A 13,269-nucleotide genomic window follows, 5' to 3' on the forward strand; every position below is an offset into this window, starting at 1 on the left:
TCGGGTCATTACCAAAAAGATGTAGAGATCCAGTGACGTCACAAAACAGCTCGTCGATACTATAGGGCTCAACTAAGTCGGTAAACTCCTCAATAATGGACATAATTTGGGTCGAAACTTCAATGTATTCTTGCATATGTGGTCTCACAATTATCAGCTCAGGACACTTTTGAAGTGACTGCCATAATGGTTCAGCGGTTGACACGCCTTTTGCTTTAGCTAGAGGACATGCAGCAAGTATTATTCCCGAACGTCTTGCTGGATCTCCTGCAACTACCAATGGTTTATTTTTGTATTGTGGCATTTTAGCCTTTTCAACACTGGCATAAAACGACTGCATGTCGATTAACATGATTGTCCGCTCTTTCTTAGCCATTATTATCACTCCCATAATCAAATAAGAACGTTTGTTTGTATAAGTATTATACACCGAACAGACGTTCTTTATGCAACAGGAAATTTTTGTAGTTCAATTAAACATTAAAGTTATATAATACAATAAGCAATCTATTTCACATAACAAGGGAGCATTACAATGAAAGACAAATTAAAAGGATTAGTCATTGGCCTTCTAATCGGATCAACAATTACAGGGGCAACAGCATTTGCGGCTACTACTACACCAATTAAAGCAGTAATTCAGAAAGTCAGTCTTTATGTAGATGGCAATAAGAAGTCCACAACTGATGCAATAACGTACAAAAACACTACATATGTACCAGTTAGAAGTATGAGTAATGCAATTGGCGAGATCGTTTCGTTAAAAGGGGACAATCTTTTTATAGGCAAACAACCAAAGTTTATCGTAAATGAGGATAACGCGTACAAGTATGTATATGCAAAGATAAAGAAAGACGTAGATAAATACAACCTTGGAATGATGGATGAGGGTTATAGCGAAGATGGGAAGTATTTTATAATCAGAGTATATGAAAATCATCCTGAGTACATTGTCACTTGGGGATATTACTATGTAGAGCTCACTAATGGAGCAGTCTACAAGTATGATATACCTGAGGATAAGTTGGTAAAACTATAGGGTGGGTTTCCCCACCCCTTTCTTGTTGTAAAACTTGTCTTTCAGCAACTATTGAATCCGTAAGTTACATCTAAATCGAAATCATACTGTGGTTTTAGATTGTATAATGTCTTACCTACTTTCCTCACATACCTACAGCAATTACCCGTACCACCTTTTGTGCCATCCCAAGTTGAAATAATGATTCTACTCTTATCTACCATATACTCATTACGTTTCTGCATCTTTGCAACATGATAGTCACCAAGAGGTACACCCTCGACTTTGTAATCAGATAGTTCATCCACATAAATAACTTCATCGGCTACATCAATCATCTTCTTATACCAGTGTTGAGTTTCATGATCAGTCCATTTGATCGCTTGTTTCTTGAAGGGTACAGCTACAATATTCTTGATATTTGAATGTAATGTGTTTTTTAGTCCCTGCACAGTCCAAAAGGCTATCTGGTCGAATCCTATTGCTCCACCAGACAAAAAACGCTCAATTCCATCATTCTTAATAAGTTCTTCTAAAACTGGTTTCAACTTGCTGCTTATGTATTTAGATTGACGATCTGCAAGGCTATAACAGTTCCCCAATTTATTCGGACGATGACCTGTAAATGAAACAGTTTTACGCTCAAGCTCTTCCTGTATTCTTCGCTCTTCACGTCTTCTGTTCATCTCTTCTTTTCCTTCAGGCGAATTGAGATATGCAAAATTAACTATGTGTTCCATCTCCTTTTCAAATGACATCGAGTCTTTGCAGTGTTGCGATTACTACAAAAGATACCATCATTACGTAGAAGTATGCTTTGTGTGAAAATTTCGATTTGTTAGTGAAGCTTATCAATCGGCTGGGGAGATAAACTAGTGCCATTGTTCCCACCATCCCTACTGCTGTGTTAAAGTAACTTGTCAGAATAATTTGTATCTCCTTTCTACATCAAATGTTCATTTCATATTAATCTCTATTCCGATTTCTCGAAATTCTTTAGCATATTATCCTCTAGAGATTGTTCATAAGCATCTACACTTTTCACCATTGAAAGAATACGTCCAACTTCATATAAATCCAGCTCAACCGTAACTTTGTCATTTAACTTCATTGAATCAAAAAGCTTTTGAAATTTCTCTTTCATCTTTCCTCTCTCTCCTTTTAAATCAAATATGTATTTTACAGACTTTTTAAATTTCTACCACAAACAGGACAGTAGTTTATCTCTACACCATAAAGTGAATGGAGCGCAGATCCTCCGATAATGCTGTCTTCCAAATAATTGACACTATTAATCGTTACACTATAGTCGCTTAATTGAGCCTTCATTAAAGGCTCTCTATCTACGAATGGCTTACCACTGCAATATTTACAATCTTCTTTTAGTTCTTTATTTCGAATAAATTTTAAAACATCTTCTACAGCCTGAATTCTTCCTTCAGCCCTATAAGAATCCTCAGGCATGATTTGATGATAGTTAAGCACCTCAACGACCTTTTTAGCATTTTTTGTGTAATTTACTGCCCATTCAATTATTTTTTCGATCTGAATTCACTCCGATTCTGATACTTTTTTATTTTTTCTCGTCTTGATTCGAGTATCATTTAAAGGAATATACTCGCTCGAAGGCATCCAGACCCACCTTTTGGTATATTCATCAAACAAAAGAAATTGTGTAAGTCCATTTTCAAGCTGTTGTGCACTGTAGACTTCTTTAATTAAAGTTAAATTGTAGGTTGGTGTAACTTTAAACATTCACACATTCCTCCTCTTTAGTCGCCCAATCAAGGTAATTGGTTTGATTTCTGTCCTTCTTATGCTTGAAACCTAGTTTCCCCAAAACATGATCATAATGAGACTTGTAGTTATTATTATCTGTTCTGATATCTTTAGTTAAGTATGGTGACATATCTGAAGGGTGTTTATAATAATGAACTCTTAAATAATATCGTTCCCCGTAACTATCTCCTCCAAGTACTCTTATACACAATTCAGCATATTTATTTTCTGCTTGAGGAATCCAAACGTAGTGATACGAATGAAAACTTCCATCTGGATCATTTCTCATTTTCTCAAATTGATAAAGACAGTCATCTTTAACCTCATATGTATATCGTTCATTATCTGGAGCATAGTTGAAGCTCTTTGGGATTTCGTAGAAAACACCATTAATATCTGCTGTTTTAAGTTTACTATTTAATCGTCGTTCTTCCTCGTCCATCTTATGCTTTAACTTGTACATCTCTTCGCCTATGCCCTTTTTTGCTGTTTTGCTATTTACATTCCCGTAATCCATCTTTGCTTGTTCATATTCATTTTTCATCTCGAATAGCTGCATTTTTTGCCTCCTCTTTTTGTTCCCCTTTGTCAATCCAGTAGTCTGGGTAGTCTCTACGTAAGACTCTCATCCCTAAAGTTTTCTGTAGAATATGTATTCCCTCATGAAATTCATACTTATCATTAGGGTGACTTTGCTTTAGACTAATAAATCCATTCCATGCAGCAACTATATGATTTGCAATTTCAAACTCTTTGTCAGTCATACCACCATTACTCAAATACAATCACAACCTTTTTATATTAGTGAAACACGCATTTCATGGTCTATTTTCACCATCAATAATAAATTCTTGTTCACTATCAATTGCTTTTTGTATAATTACCATGCAATCATAAAGCGCTCTTGCTTCTTCCAATGAGAGAAAACTATCGACTCCTCTTTCGTATCCTTCGTAATACCAACCATACAACCGATCCTTTAGCTCTTTTATATCAATATTCACATTTGCCCTCCCAATCTTTCAGTAAAGTAGACCTTTCATATGCATTTAAATCTTATCTGGACGATTGCCCACAAAGCAATCTCTCACACTTTTATGTATTTTGTTTTCTAGATTCGTACCAAACTGCTCATCCCACTGATTTAAGTAAATACACTTCCAACCAAGGAAATACTTTCTTTTCTCCCAAATCTTTATCTTTTGTATGACTTTATAATAGGTCGTGCCGGATACTCTACTTGTATCAACTCTTGCTTCATGGACTTTCATCATGTACCTCTTGCCATCTTCGTTCCAGTGTTTTTTATACATTTTGCTCACCCTCACAACCTATTTAGTGTTACTTCATAATCACTGAATACTTCCCCGATAATCCCATAGACAACTTTCCAATCCCCGTTAGCTAATCCACAACCAATGTTATATGGAAGCGCAACTGAATGACCAAACTTTTTAGCACGTAACTTTAATGATTCAAGTGCGGATCTCAATGCATCATAATCTGTGTGTACAATGTTCTTATTTCTTCCGTATGTAGTCTGTCCGAATAAATTTGCAACAACTCTCTTTTCGTTTACCTTGGTCGTCCAACATAGGCCCAGCAACTTATCGCTATATTCATGACATGCCAACCGGTACAATGGGTATGCTTCTGGATACTTCTGTTTGATTACTTTTGCTATTCCTGATCCCCAGACACCTTTGGTATTTGTTTGATGACCAATAATACTCTCCGCAGCATTAAGTAAATTTCCATCGACTACTTTTATCAATCCAACTCCTCCAGTGCTTGTTCTAGATTCAGGATTTCTCCCCATCCACTCTTACTATGGAAGTGATTTTTATAATCCATGCTGTTTATTTCTAGTTCATAGTAATCTTCGCCTTCTGAATTGCACCCATTAGACCAGTACAGATCAACTTCAACATCTGTTGTTTGCTGCTCTACGATTGACTTTGTTTCTAAAGGTAGTCTATCTACTTGGATAATCATCTTCGAACCACTCCCTACGATATTTTAATAGAACTTTAACAACAAGTACTGCAACCGTCATACTAAAACTAAATACCAGCATGATTTTCCATGGATGAAAGGGAAGTCTAACGTCTGGATTTACCGCTTCGACCAATGAAAAGAACATTATTACAGACAAGCCAATTAAATTGACCTGAACCCATTTCTTTAACACTTCACCACTCCTATGAAACGTGCCTTTTACTCTGAATAATGTTTATTTAAAACCTTTAATATTTTCTCAGCTTCGTCTTCATCATAGAAAGTTGCTACTAATAGATCCTGAGTATCATGGTCATAAAAATCTCCATCTGTTTCATAGAGATCAATTTCTCCTTTTCGTGCTGCTTTAATATAGTATGCCTCTCTCAATTTTGTTACCCCTTAAGTGACTCAATCTTATCTGAAACTATTTCCATTACTCTGTCGATTGCTGAGTAGTCTCCTATTGAGGCTAAATTGGGCTTAATTTCACTTCTAAGTTCAGACAAAGTCTCATTGATAGTTCTAAAGTGATGTAAAATCATTCTCTTTTCATTTAATTTTATGTCTACATTATCAAAACGTCCCATAGTAATCGCTCCTTTTTTCTATGTAAAACAGATCTTTTATTTCATTTTCCTAATCTCAGGAAACACTGTTGCTATTATGTCGAACACTTCAAGCTTAATCTTAGTTTTACTTACTGTAACTACGTCTTTGCTCTCATGGGTCATCGGTTTCTTATTAGGTATCGACTCCCTTTCTTTCTCATCTTTAATCACGTTTATGTATCCTTCCTCTCCAACTAAAAAGGTGGTATAACAACTTATTACAGTTATCATACCACCTTCTAATACATATGTATAGTGTTATTTTATTATTTAAATTAACTAATTCTAATGTGCTTTTTATCTGTTACAAGAACGGCACCTTCAACTTCTAAGCCATTCTTAACATCCTTGAGCAAAGCTTTACTATCGATTTTAGGATCTTGTTTAATCTTATATGCTTCAGGAATTTTTGTTGGGTCAACGATATTGATTGATGGTGGATTAACTTGAAGTCTCACCTTAAACGTTCCAGCACTAACCTTATCGATTTTACTTACCTCTAGAGTGGTTTGCGTATAGCTTTTTAGCCCATCGTGTTTATTCTGAAGATATTTACGTTTTCTCTCTAGCCGTTTCTCCTCATTTTTTAATGCTTCAATATCACCTTCGATATTTTTCATGAACTTAACAATATTTTCAACTTTAACGCTGACCTCATCTTCAATAGATTCCAGAGTCTCTATGTACATTTGCAAATCATCTTCTGTCATATCCTCATCATCCCATGCCGCATCTACAAAGTCATTAAAGCGTCTGTACTTTTCACCAAGTTCATAAAGTTTAGTCATTCAATAATTCTCCTCATATGTATATTTCTATTTGAAATCTATGTTTCATCAGATCTCGCTTTCTAGTTTATCCAATTCGGACACAGCCCGTTTAATCTGCTTATTTAAACTTTCAATGCGCTCATTTAATTCTGCTTTTTCTTTTGCTATGACTCTTTCAAATGCTTCAGCACTATATGCTTGATCGTTATATATAACCCAATCATTACCTAGCTCTGAACCAGACATAACACAACTTCCTTCTTCGAACTGTTGTTTATAGAAGAGAAGTTGTTCTTCCATCGATTTGCTATCCATCTCTTTGACTCTGATAATAATAATGTTCACCACCCTTTTTCCCCTCAGTAATATTATCCCCACAGTTCCTCATTTGAAAGTTGAATGATCCTGTCTCTTCGGGAATACTCATCTTTAACAACAAAGTGATAGCACAGTATGTTTTGATAATCATATACGAAGTAATATGTATATTTCATTTCTTTTGTTAGAAGCCTACATTCATCACAAACAAGTTGAAGCATCATTTTGTACCAGTCTTTTTCTTCATATCTTGCCCATCTCCAGCCATAACCCATGCCTTCTATATCCATCCACGAAATAAAATTTTCATCATTTTTATTGTCATGATATGTTGTATTGATTTCTATGTATTCGTAAAAGGTAGTCATCATTTTAAGTTCTATAAGCGCCTTATAATCTAATTGCCCATGCTTCAGTATTTTTCTTCCCTCTTGCTCTAAATAATCATAAACATGCTTCATAAATCTCCTCCTTTACTGTTTAAGTAAAATTTACATTTGATCTAAACTTCGAAGCTATCACATTCATCCTGTGCAATACACCCGGTTTTGAGATATATCTTCCATACTTCATTTTGAATACCATCAGCATAGCAATATGGAATAGGACGATATCCCAAGCTTCTTACCTCTTCTATACTTTGTTCATCAATAAGACAATGTGGTGGATCTACATATCCTCTCCATTGTCCGAAGCCATTTTCCCACTCTACGATTTGACCAGCTTTACCATGACCACAACAACAACCCAATGTTACAATATTTAAGTCGTTTAGAAACTGAATTTCATTTGCAATACATGCGTCTACAGGAACAATATCTTTTGCTTGTTTGTTGATGATTCTCACATCTCGATACGTCCCATATTTACACATCTCTTTGACCTCGAACAAACTTATGTATATCAATCAATTCCCCAAAGTTACGTCCATACATCATTTCATCCACTTCATTAATAATCTGGCACATCGCCTCTTGATGATCAGCGCGCATAGCCGATGGGCAATCCAACGTGTTTGGAATAGCAGCATTATGCAACTCTTCACTCTCAGGACAACATTGTTCAAACGCATTCCAGAGACAATATGTATTGTTGCAATTCATATATTTCCTCCTCAGCCTACAGTTTTCATATCATTTACTCTTAAAATTGCAATATCATATTTATTTCCACAACTATGTAATGACTTTGCCTTCTTAGCTGAAAACAATGACGTGTAACCCGCCACTTTGTTATTTCTACCAATATGAACATAGCCTGTAATTACAGACGTTTTCCCATCATTTTCTCGATGTCCAAGCACATATAGCTCTGGATGATTCATTTTTTACCCCTTTCTCTGTGAAAGTCCTCTTTTATTCGCTTGTTTGATTTATGCTTAATTGATAAACTATTTATAAAAACTTGATTGGTGGCTAAGTAAAATGGATAAAAGCTATGTATTATCTGAATTGCTTTTTGTAGTACATAACATGAAAGGTAGCATAGATGAGAATGAATTTAACTCTCTCACGGTTGACAGTCTCTGGAATGTCATTAAAGAAATATGCGGAATTAAGGCAGACGGTAAATTTAGTGACCATCTCTTAAAATATGTACTCGACATGCTGGATGACCCCAAACGTAAAGGAAGTGACGACGAACCTTATAAAAAAATCATCGATTACCTGACCAACTCTAAAATTGAAACTCATGAAAACTTCTAAGCATCCATATGGGGTGCTTTTTTACTTCAAATTTCTATTTTATGTTGATTGTCATTTCATATTGACTCTTTCTAATCCATTCGATCTTTGCTCCAGCTATACCCACATATTCAATTAATTCCATCTCACTAATGTTTTCCTTAAAAGATTGTTCAGACCATATGTTACCATCCTCTAGTTTTACTAAACAGCATTCTCCATTTTCATGCCAAAGTGTAACTAGAAAGGGGTCACTGTCTATTAAAATCAAATCTCCCATCTGTAGCCCTCTAATTTCTTTCTTCTCTTTGCTTCGCTCAATCTTTATCATCTATTACTCTTTCCTCTCTAATCAATCTAGGTAATTTCTCATTTTGATTTGCCTAACCGTAAATCCATAATCATTTAATTTAGTCCATATATCCATAAACATTGTTCTATAATGTCCTCTTGCATATCGCGTAGAGCCATCCCCATAATCTGAGAATCTTTCAGGATATTCAATATTTAATGGTTCACCCTTAGACAGTACAAGCCTAATACAGTGAACAAAGGTTCTCCCATTTCCTCTTCCTCCAACCCATGTGATATCACCATCTGCTAGTAAGTAGTCTTTTTGAATTTGGGTTAATTTAACAGCCAAAGCATTTTCAATATGAGGTAAAACCAGAACATTTATCTTCATATCTTACCCTCCCACATTTCTAAGTGAAATTGCGATTTTATCTGCTTAACTTTTTAATCATATGATCAAGTGTATCTCTTAAAACAATTGCATCAGCAAGAGAAAAATCGATCCCACAAAACCGCGAACTGTCTTTGATTGTTACATAAAACTCATCGTCTCTCCCATGTTTCATCGCATTCTCAACATTGTCATGATTCCAAATTAATTGCAGCAAGTCCCCGTTGGTACTATTTATTTTAAGTTGGAGTCCTTCTTGATCTAAATATTGCTTATTAGACATTCAATCACCCTCCTCTCTATATAAAATCACGATATCACTTAATCTTCAAAGACGTGTGAGACTTCCGCTGTATAATAATTTTCAATCGATGCATACACAGAGGCTAGTGGAATTAAATAATCCGAATAAATTGGTTTTTCGGAAGTAATACAGGGTTGAACTAAAATATTTGTGACTTCGCATTCTCCGTCTTCATATTGTTTCTTTACTTCTTCTTCAAATTCTTCTTTACTATTAAAGCTGCTACTATGCCCATATACATAATCACTATCTTCTGACCAAATTAACTCTTTTGCCATCATTATCATTCTCCTCTATGATCCAAATCGATCCAGTTTATTATTCTCTAAAATCTCAATTTCCTTTTCGGTAAATCCTACACTATTCAGTCTCAACAATACTTTGCTCATTTCTTTCTGAGTAATCGTCATCCCGCGTTGAATGAAGCGTGGTACTCTCACAATAGTCCCTACAATATCTCTTGCTCTTTGCTCGTTATAAACCAATGCATTCCCCTTCAGGTACGACCAATCACTCAACGTATACACTCGCTTACTCTTCCAGTAGAATTGATTGTGCCTGAAATCGAATTGATCAATAACTTCTTGTGGTTCTCCCACCCATTGAGTAATAATTTGATACTTACCAACGGAGATCGCATTGTTTGTGATAATCAAAGATAGGTCATTGTATGTTCCACCACTTATGTCACTTCCATGGTATCCAGCATGATCAATAAAGTATTCTCTGAGTTCATCAACAAGCGAATCATTTTCCAAGAAGAAATCGTAATCCTTTGGCTGCTTGTCGTGATACAGGCTATAGATACATCCACCTGAGATATATGCTTCATTCTCAAACCGTTGCCACATCTGAGTTGGCAGTAGCTTGATTAATTCATTTTTAACTTCTCTTAGGTGTTTGCTAATGTCGTTCAGTTTTTGCTTATGTATTTCTTCGCTACTTCTATGTATTGTCTTTCTAAATAAGTTACTCTTTAACAACAACCGCTTAATTACGTTCAATAACTCATCTCCATTTCTAAATGTTATTCTCATTTCATTAACATTCTATTTAAGTTCGCTTAAACGATTCTGTGCGTCTCTGATAGATGCTTCGAGCGCCTCGATCTCTTGTTTCCTTTTCATTTCTTCAACATATGTATTTTTATTATTTTGATTCTCATTAAACTTTTTCTCATATTCCCAATAATCACGTTCTACTCCATTCCATACTCCACCACCCAATGAAATAGACTTACTGATGTGAAAACTAGGAGCTGTCCAATCGCAACCATTGCCACAACACTTGCGCTTCTCGTCATACCCATTGTGTGCAGGCTCACAACTACAATATCCCCAATATCGCTCATCAAAACCAAATTCAATACAATAGCAGTAGTTAAAGTAGGCATCATGCATCATGTCGCTTCCTCGTTCTTCTTCTGGCTTTTCAATTAAAACTCTAATTTTGCCGTTTGTGTATCCCTCGCTATCGTCAAAATCATATCCGTTAATATGGTAACCATGCTTAGTAATGTCTTCGATAAACTCTGCACAATCTTCTAACTGTTGATCCACAACTGATACCATAAAAGCGATATCTAAAGGCTTTCGGTTCGCACACCCAGAACTTTCCTCATTGAGTTCATCAATCAGATCTCTAATGAATTGATCTTTAACTGTCATTTAATCACTCCAAGTATTATTTTATTGTTTAACAATACGATCCGACTTTACGCCTAACTGTGAAACCTTGTGTATCTAAATAATCGTTCAATTCGCGCGCGCTAATGTTTCCATTAAATTTACTCTCTATATCACCAATCAAAATATCAACTGCCTTATTTGGCTTCTTGAATGGCTCTGTTGGTTCTGAAATCAATATGTATCTAGTAACTCCACCATCTAATTCTTCACTATGTATTTTATATCCACGTACATACAACTCCTGAATACGTGCATTATACCTTAGAGCAATCTTGTTTAGATCTACATTGGTTACTCCTGATTCCCCAGCACGTCTCAGGGCTGCAACGATCTTATCTCTTTGTGTCTCTGTTCGTTCTTTTGTTTCTCTATTCATCTATTCTGATTTCTTTTCTTCATGCATTTTCTTAAATCTTTCGCTGGCTGCCTGTCTTTGCTCATCGCTCATTACACGTTCTTTACCAGATCTAAATGACACTTGGCTAAACTTGAGGCCTTTGTAATAATGAGCTCCATCAGAATCTATTTTGTATGGCTCTGCTCCTGCCTTACGAAGTTTTGTAATGACAGTCTGCTGTAGTGTAAATACATCCCAAAGTTTAGTTTCATCGTTTGAAGTAATTACTGTTTCTCTTTCTTCTGCTGTGTATGACAGTTTACATCTCTCCTTTATTAAACTCTTCTGCTAGTACATACATTTTTCCATCCACTGGATCATAACCAGCTATAATCTTTGCACCTTCAGACTCTTCTACACGAATAAACAAAGTTTTACCGTCTAGATCGTCCCATTTGAAAACAGGAATATCTTTAAACCAATTCACTTTGTTCCTCCTTTGAAATAATATTATTTTTAGAACTAAAGTAATCTTCCCCGGAAACCTCTCTTGCCGTTGCTTTTCTGCATCTCAAACATCTACTTAGAGATTCTGATTCATAGATTTCTCCATCACATTTAATGCAATTATCATTCAATATTACATCTCACCCTTCTTAATTAATCTATTTTATATATATTGTCTCTTGTTTTCTCGGCAAATACTTTTGCTTCTTGCAGAGAACTAAAGAATCCAAAGGTTGTGTTTTTCCCGTTTACTTGAAACTGCACCTGAAACAAGCCCATTGATTTATTGAAGCAAACATTCCTAACTCCAGTCTTGCTATTCTTGTTTGCTCCGTTACGATTTAGTGAATTCTTTCTGCTTTCAAGTATTCGTAGATTTTCTCTTCTGTTGTTCAGAGTATTGTGGTCGATATGATCTACTTTATGTTTACCTTCGTACCCAAGAACAAACTTATGCAAGTAAACCGTCTTATATTTATATTTTTTCTTTTCGATCACGCCGAGATACTTACAAGCTTGAACATAGTATCCTCCCGTATGACTATCCCACTTAGCTGAAAATTTTAAATCAGATTCTTTTAACTTATGTATAATATCTAAATCTACAATAGTTTCTAATGGAGCATTGTTTCTTCTATCCAAAATTAATATTAGATCATTTCCTTCTATACGATAACTATTTTTCAATTTTATTTCTTTCAATTAATACTCCTTTTCTCGATCCAATGCTGTTTTATTGAATTAAATAACAGATCTTTTTAGTATGTACGTCAGAATAACTATAAATATCACATTTGAGTGTATTGTCGCTATATTCTAAATTTTCGATTACAGCGCCATGAGGAATTGTTATTCCAAACATGCTGCCTACAGAAGCTTTTCGTGTAACGGATACGTTTTCTAAAAACTCATTTCTAAAATCTTCCCAGCTAGACACTTCGATCACTCTAGATTGAAAATCATGAATTTGATCATCTACCATAGATAAGTTTGTCTCTATTACTTTCACCACTGTATAGGTCGCTCCTCTTTCAATTCTCTTGGGCTAAAGAATCAAAATCTAGTTCACTCAAAATCTTCAATAATCTCTCTACTTTCGGAGCTCTCCACGCTGTCATTGCATATGTATGTGCCTTACTTGTGTAACGGTAATGGTTTAACTCAAGATGTCGTTTTGCTTCTGCTTTAGTCAGAAACATTGTATTTGGAGCAATAAAATCTTCTTCTTTCACAAATACCGAATCAAAATATCCATCATCATTCAAATTGTTTGTTATGTATTGCCAGAGAAATTCAATATCTTCATTGTTTAAATGCCATCTCAACTCATCATCTATGTCTTCCTCATAGTGTTCCTCAATGAACTCTTTTAGGTGATTAAAGTCTTCAAATACTACATGATCGCCATCGTTAAAGTAATACTGTAGTTCTCCACTATCATAATCTTCATTTCCGGGTGACTTTTTATAATCCATAATCGTCCAGAAACGTGGTGCTGCCTGACAGTCATTCTCTTGAGTATTCAATTCGGCTTGTAATTCTTTAAGAAATTTTAAATCTTCGTTCATT

The 13,269-nt window shown here is 35.2% G+C and carries 33 protein-coding genes; 2 read left to right on the plus strand and 31 right to left on the minus strand.

What is annotated here, in order from left to right; translation table 11 throughout:
• Positions 1–376, minus strand: a 376-nt coding sequence (locus tag IFU39_RS16240; RefSeq protein WP_446740344.1) for a Y-family DNA polymerase, incomplete at its 3' end; no start/stop codon positions are given.
• A gap of 159 nt (positions 377–535) precedes the next feature.
• On the opposite strand from IFU39_RS16240, the gene IFU39_RS16245 reads away from it, so the two are divergent.
• Positions 536–1,039: a stalk domain-containing protein gene (locus IFU39_RS16245; protein ID WP_192133685.1), complete on the plus strand. Its 504-nt coding sequence runs from the start codon at positions 536–538 to the stop codon at positions 1,037–1,039.
• Between the two features lie 41 nt (positions 1,040–1,080).
• Here the strand turns inward: IFU39_RS16245 and IFU39_RS16250 are convergent, their stop codons facing one another.
• From IFU39_RS16250 to IFU39_RS16340, 19 genes are all read right to left on the minus strand, one after another.
• The gene (locus IFU39_RS16250) at positions 1,081–1,776 is read right to left on the minus strand and encodes an SLOG family protein (RefSeq protein ID WP_244661010.1); all 696 of its coding nucleotides are present in this window, start codon (positions 1,774–1,776) and stop codon (positions 1,081–1,083) included.
• Between the two features lie 215 nt (positions 1,777–1,991).
• Complete coding sequence (locus tag IFU39_RS16255; protein ID WP_192133687.1) at positions 1,992–2,162, minus strand: hypothetical protein; 171 nt, start codon at positions 2,160–2,162, stop codon at positions 1,992–1,994.
• Between the two features lie 35 nt (positions 2,163–2,197).
• Positions 2,198–2,482, minus strand: a complete 285-nt coding sequence (locus IFU39_RS16260) for a hypothetical protein (protein WP_192133689.1) — start codon at positions 2,480–2,482, stop codon at positions 2,198–2,200.
• 87 nt (positions 2,483–2,569) lie between these two features.
• Positions 2,570–2,773, minus strand: a complete 204-nt coding sequence (locus IFU39_RS16265; RefSeq protein ID WP_192133691.1) for a hypothetical protein — start codon at positions 2,771–2,773, stop codon at positions 2,570–2,572.
• On the minus strand, positions 2,766–3,356 hold the full coding sequence (locus IFU39_RS16270; RefSeq protein WP_192133693.1) for a hypothetical protein: 591 nt from the start codon (positions 3,354–3,356) through the stop codon (positions 2,766–2,768). Before IFU39_RS16270 ends, IFU39_RS16265 begins: the two co-directional genes overlap by 8 nt.
• Positions 3,331–3,561, minus strand: a complete 231-nt coding sequence (locus IFU39_RS16275; RefSeq protein WP_192133695.1) for a hypothetical protein — start codon at positions 3,559–3,561, stop codon at positions 3,331–3,333. The genes IFU39_RS16270 and IFU39_RS16275 overlap by 26 nt, the downstream gene beginning before the upstream one ends.
• A 54-nt stretch (positions 3,562–3,615) precedes the next feature.
• Positions 3,616–3,801, minus strand: coding sequence for a hypothetical protein (locus IFU39_RS16280; protein ID WP_192133697.1), 186 nt, complete (start codon positions 3,799–3,801; stop codon positions 3,616–3,618).
• Positions 3,802–3,846: 45 nt separating this feature from the next.
• A complete protein-coding gene (locus tag IFU39_RS16285; protein ID WP_192133699.1) occupies positions 3,847–4,110 on the minus strand; it encodes a hypothetical protein in 264 nt (87 codons plus the stop codon).
• A gap of 11 nt (positions 4,111–4,121) precedes the next feature.
• Positions 4,122–4,571: a macro domain-containing protein gene (locus tag IFU39_RS16290; RefSeq protein WP_192133701.1), complete on the minus strand. Its 450-nt coding sequence runs from the start codon at positions 4,569–4,571 to the stop codon at positions 4,122–4,124.
• Complete coding sequence (locus IFU39_RS16295) at positions 4,568–4,792, minus strand: hypothetical protein (RefSeq protein ID WP_192133703.1); 225 nt, start codon at positions 4,790–4,792, stop codon at positions 4,568–4,570. Before IFU39_RS16295 ends, IFU39_RS16290 begins: the two co-directional genes overlap by 4 nt.
• Positions 4,773–4,988, minus strand: a complete 216-nt coding sequence (locus tag IFU39_RS16300) for a hypothetical protein (protein WP_192133705.1) — start codon at positions 4,986–4,988, stop codon at positions 4,773–4,775. Before IFU39_RS16300 ends, IFU39_RS16295 begins: the two co-directional genes overlap by 20 nt.
• Positions 4,989–5,014: 26 nt before the next feature.
• On the minus strand, positions 5,015–5,185 hold the full coding sequence (locus IFU39_RS16305; RefSeq protein ID WP_192133708.1) for a hypothetical protein: 171 nt from the start codon (positions 5,183–5,185) through the stop codon (positions 5,015–5,017).
• 5 nt (positions 5,186–5,190) lie between these two features.
• Positions 5,191–5,385: a hypothetical protein gene (locus IFU39_RS16310; RefSeq protein ID WP_192133710.1), complete on the minus strand. Its 195-nt coding sequence runs from the start codon at positions 5,383–5,385 to the stop codon at positions 5,191–5,193.
• Positions 5,386–5,681: 296 nt separating this feature from the next.
• Positions 5,682–6,194, minus strand: a complete 513-nt coding sequence (locus IFU39_RS16315) for a siphovirus Gp157 family protein (protein WP_192133711.1) — start codon at positions 6,192–6,194, stop codon at positions 5,682–5,684.
• Between the two features lie 48 nt (positions 6,195–6,242).
• Positions 6,243–6,491: a hypothetical protein gene (locus IFU39_RS16320; protein WP_206759564.1), complete on the minus strand. Its 249-nt coding sequence runs from the start codon at positions 6,489–6,491 to the stop codon at positions 6,243–6,245.
• A 53-nt stretch (positions 6,492–6,544) separates the two neighbouring features.
• Complete coding sequence (locus IFU39_RS16325; protein WP_192133715.1) at positions 6,545–6,955, minus strand: hypothetical protein; 411 nt, start codon at positions 6,953–6,955, stop codon at positions 6,545–6,547.
• Positions 6,956–6,996: 41 nt separating this feature from the next.
• A complete protein-coding gene (locus tag IFU39_RS16330) occupies positions 6,997–7,341 on the minus strand; it encodes a hypothetical protein (protein WP_192133717.1) in 345 nt (114 codons plus the stop codon).
• A 19-nt stretch (positions 7,342–7,360) separates the two neighbouring features.
• Entirely contained in the window at positions 7,361–7,597 is a 237-nt protein-coding gene (locus IFU39_RS16335; RefSeq protein WP_192133720.1) for a hypothetical protein, read from the minus strand.
• A gap of 11 nt (positions 7,598–7,608) precedes the next feature.
• A complete protein-coding gene (locus IFU39_RS16340; protein WP_192133722.1) occupies positions 7,609–7,818 on the minus strand; it encodes a hypothetical protein in 210 nt (69 codons plus the stop codon).
• Positions 7,819–7,918: 100 nt separating this feature from the next.
• On the opposite strand from IFU39_RS16340, the gene IFU39_RS16345 reads away from it, so the two are divergent.
• A complete protein-coding gene (locus IFU39_RS16345) occupies positions 7,919–8,200 on the plus strand; it encodes a hypothetical protein (RefSeq protein ID WP_192133724.1) in 282 nt (93 codons plus the stop codon).
• Positions 8,201–8,234: 34 nt separating this feature from the next.
• Here the strand turns inward: IFU39_RS16345 and IFU39_RS16350 are convergent, their stop codons facing one another.
• From IFU39_RS16350 to IFU39_RS16400, 11 genes are all read right to left on the minus strand, one after another.
• Positions 8,235–8,510 carry a hypothetical protein gene (locus IFU39_RS16350; protein ID WP_192133726.1) on the minus strand — a complete coding sequence of 92 codons (276 nt, stop codon included), beginning with the start codon at positions 8,508–8,510 and terminating at the stop codon, positions 8,235–8,237.
• 21 nt (positions 8,511–8,531) lie between these two features.
• Positions 8,532–8,864 (minus strand): hypothetical protein, encoded by a 333-nt coding sequence (locus IFU39_RS16355; RefSeq protein WP_192133728.1) that lies wholly within the window; start codon positions 8,862–8,864, stop codon positions 8,532–8,534.
• A gap of 37 nt (positions 8,865–8,901) precedes the next feature.
• A complete protein-coding gene (locus tag IFU39_RS16360) occupies positions 8,902–9,147 on the minus strand; it encodes a hypothetical protein (RefSeq protein WP_192133730.1) in 246 nt (81 codons plus the stop codon).
• 38 nt (positions 9,148–9,185) lie between these two features.
• On the minus strand, positions 9,186–9,446 hold the full coding sequence (locus tag IFU39_RS16365) for a hypothetical protein (protein ID WP_192133732.1): 261 nt from the start codon (positions 9,444–9,446) through the stop codon (positions 9,186–9,188).
• A gap of 15 nt (positions 9,447–9,461) precedes the next feature.
• A complete protein-coding gene (locus IFU39_RS16370) occupies positions 9,462–10,151 on the minus strand; it encodes a hypothetical protein (protein ID WP_244661011.1) in 690 nt (229 codons plus the stop codon).
• Between the two features lie 66 nt (positions 10,152–10,217).
• Positions 10,218–10,835 carry a hypothetical protein gene (locus IFU39_RS16375; protein WP_192133734.1) on the minus strand — a complete coding sequence of 206 codons (618 nt, stop codon included), beginning with the start codon at positions 10,833–10,835 and terminating at the stop codon, positions 10,218–10,220.
• Positions 10,836–10,863: 28 nt separating this feature from the next.
• A complete protein-coding gene (locus tag IFU39_RS16380) occupies positions 10,864–11,232 on the minus strand; it encodes a hypothetical protein (RefSeq protein ID WP_192133736.1) in 369 nt (122 codons plus the stop codon).
• Between the two features lie 280 nt (positions 11,233–11,512).
• On the minus strand, positions 11,513–11,680 hold the full coding sequence (locus IFU39_RS16385; protein ID WP_192133738.1) for a hypothetical protein: 168 nt from the start codon (positions 11,678–11,680) through the stop codon (positions 11,513–11,515).
• 173 nt (positions 11,681–11,853) lie between these two features.
• Positions 11,854–12,402 carry an HNH endonuclease gene (locus tag IFU39_RS16390; protein WP_192133740.1) on the minus strand — a complete coding sequence of 183 codons (549 nt, stop codon included), beginning with the start codon at positions 12,400–12,402 and terminating at the stop codon, positions 11,854–11,856.
• A 31-nt stretch (positions 12,403–12,433) separates the two neighbouring features.
• Positions 12,434–12,712 (minus strand): hypothetical protein, encoded by a 279-nt coding sequence (locus IFU39_RS16395; protein WP_192133742.1) that lies wholly within the window; start codon positions 12,710–12,712, stop codon positions 12,434–12,436.
• A 19-nt stretch (positions 12,713–12,731) separates the two neighbouring features.
• Positions 12,732–13,268, minus strand: a complete 537-nt coding sequence (locus IFU39_RS16400) for a hypothetical protein (protein ID WP_192133744.1) — start codon at positions 13,266–13,268, stop codon at positions 12,732–12,734.
• Position 13,269 lies beyond the last annotated feature (1 nt).

Source organism: Paenibacillus sp. CFBP 13594, assembly GCF_014842675.1.
Classification (GTDB): domain Bacteria; phylum Bacillota; class Bacilli; order Paenibacillales; family Paenibacillaceae; genus Paenibacillus; species Paenibacillus amylolyticus_B.

Bases quoted from the DNA above. Each gene is read 5' to 3' on its own strand.
- IFU39_RS16345 (WP_192133724.1), top strand. From the start codon at position 7,919: ATGGATAAAAGCTATGTATTATCTGAATTGCTTTTTGTAGTACATAAC.
- IFU39_RS16255 (WP_192133687.1), bottom strand. From the start codon at position 2,162: ATGAAAGAGAAATTTCAAAAGCTTTTTGATTCAATGAAGTTAAATGAC.
- IFU39_RS16340 (WP_192133722.1), bottom strand. From the start codon at position 7,818: ATGAATCATCCAGAGCTATATGTGCTTGGACATCGAGAAAATGATGGG.
- IFU39_RS16310 (WP_192133710.1), bottom strand. From the start codon at position 5,385: ATGGGACGTTTTGATAATGTAGACATAAAATTAAATGAAAAGAGAATG.
- IFU39_RS16365 (WP_192133732.1), bottom strand. From the start codon at position 9,446: ATGGCAAAAGAGTTAATTTGGTCAGAAGATAGTGATTATGTATATGGG.
- IFU39_RS16335 (WP_192133720.1), bottom strand. From the start codon at position 7,597: ATGAATTGCAACAATACATATTGTCTCTGGAATGCGTTTGAACAATGT.
- IFU39_RS16260 (WP_192133689.1), bottom strand. From the start codon at position 2,482: ATGCCTGAGGATTCTTATAGGGCTGAAGGAAGAATTCAGGCTGTAGAA.
- IFU39_RS16360 (WP_192133730.1), bottom strand. From the start codon at position 9,147: ATGTCTAATAAGCAATATTTAGATCAAGAAGGACTCCAACTTAAAATA.
- IFU39_RS16245 (WP_192133685.1), top strand. From the start codon at position 536: ATGAAAGACAAATTAAAAGGATTAGTCATTGGCCTTCTAATCGGATCA.
- IFU39_RS16285 (WP_192133699.1), bottom strand. From the start codon at position 4,110: ATGTATAAAAAACACTGGAACGAAGATGGCAAGAGGTACATGATGAAA.
- IFU39_RS16375 (WP_192133734.1), bottom strand. From the start codon at position 10,835: ATGACAGTTAAAGATCAATTCATTAGAGATCTGATTGATGAACTCAAT.
- IFU39_RS16250 (WP_244661010.1), bottom strand. From the start codon at position 1,776: ATGTCATTTGAAAAGGAGATGGAACACATAGTTAATTTTGCATATCTC.
- IFU39_RS16325 (WP_192133715.1), bottom strand. From the start codon at position 6,955: ATGAAGCATGTTTATGATTATTTAGAGCAAGAGGGAAGAAAAATACTG.
- IFU39_RS16350 (WP_192133726.1), bottom strand. From the start codon at position 8,510: ATGATAAAGATTGAGCGAAGCAAAGAGAAGAAAGAAATTAGAGGGCTA.
- IFU39_RS16320 (WP_206759564.1), bottom strand. From the start codon at position 6,491: ATGGATAGCAAATCGATGGAAGAACAACTTCTCTTCTATAAACAACAG.
- IFU39_RS16275 (WP_192133695.1), bottom strand. From the start codon at position 3,561: ATGACTGACAAAGAGTTTGAAATTGCAAATCATATAGTTGCTGCATGG.
- IFU39_RS16355 (WP_192133728.1), bottom strand. From the start codon at position 8,864: ATGAAGATAAATGTTCTGGTTTTACCTCATATTGAAAATGCTTTGGCT.
- IFU39_RS16270 (WP_192133693.1), bottom strand. From the start codon at position 3,356: ATGCAGCTATTCGAGATGAAAAATGAATATGAACAAGCAAAGATGGAT.
- IFU39_RS16315 (WP_192133711.1), bottom strand. From the start codon at position 6,194: ATGACTAAACTTTATGAACTTGGTGAAAAGTACAGACGCTTTAATGAC.
- IFU39_RS16380 (WP_192133736.1), bottom strand. From the start codon at position 11,232: ATGAATAGAGAAACAAAAGAACGAACAGAGACACAAAGAGATAAGATC.
- IFU39_RS16265 (WP_192133691.1), bottom strand. From the start codon at position 2,773: ATGTTTAAAGTTACACCAACCTACAATTTAACTTTAATTAAAGAAGTC.
- IFU39_RS16295 (WP_192133703.1), bottom strand. From the start codon at position 4,792: ATGATTATCCAAGTAGATAGACTACCTTTAGAAACAAAGTCAATCGTA.
- IFU39_RS16400 (WP_192133744.1), bottom strand. From the start codon at position 13,268: ATGAACGAAGATTTAAAATTTCTTAAAGAATTACAAGCCGAATTGAAT.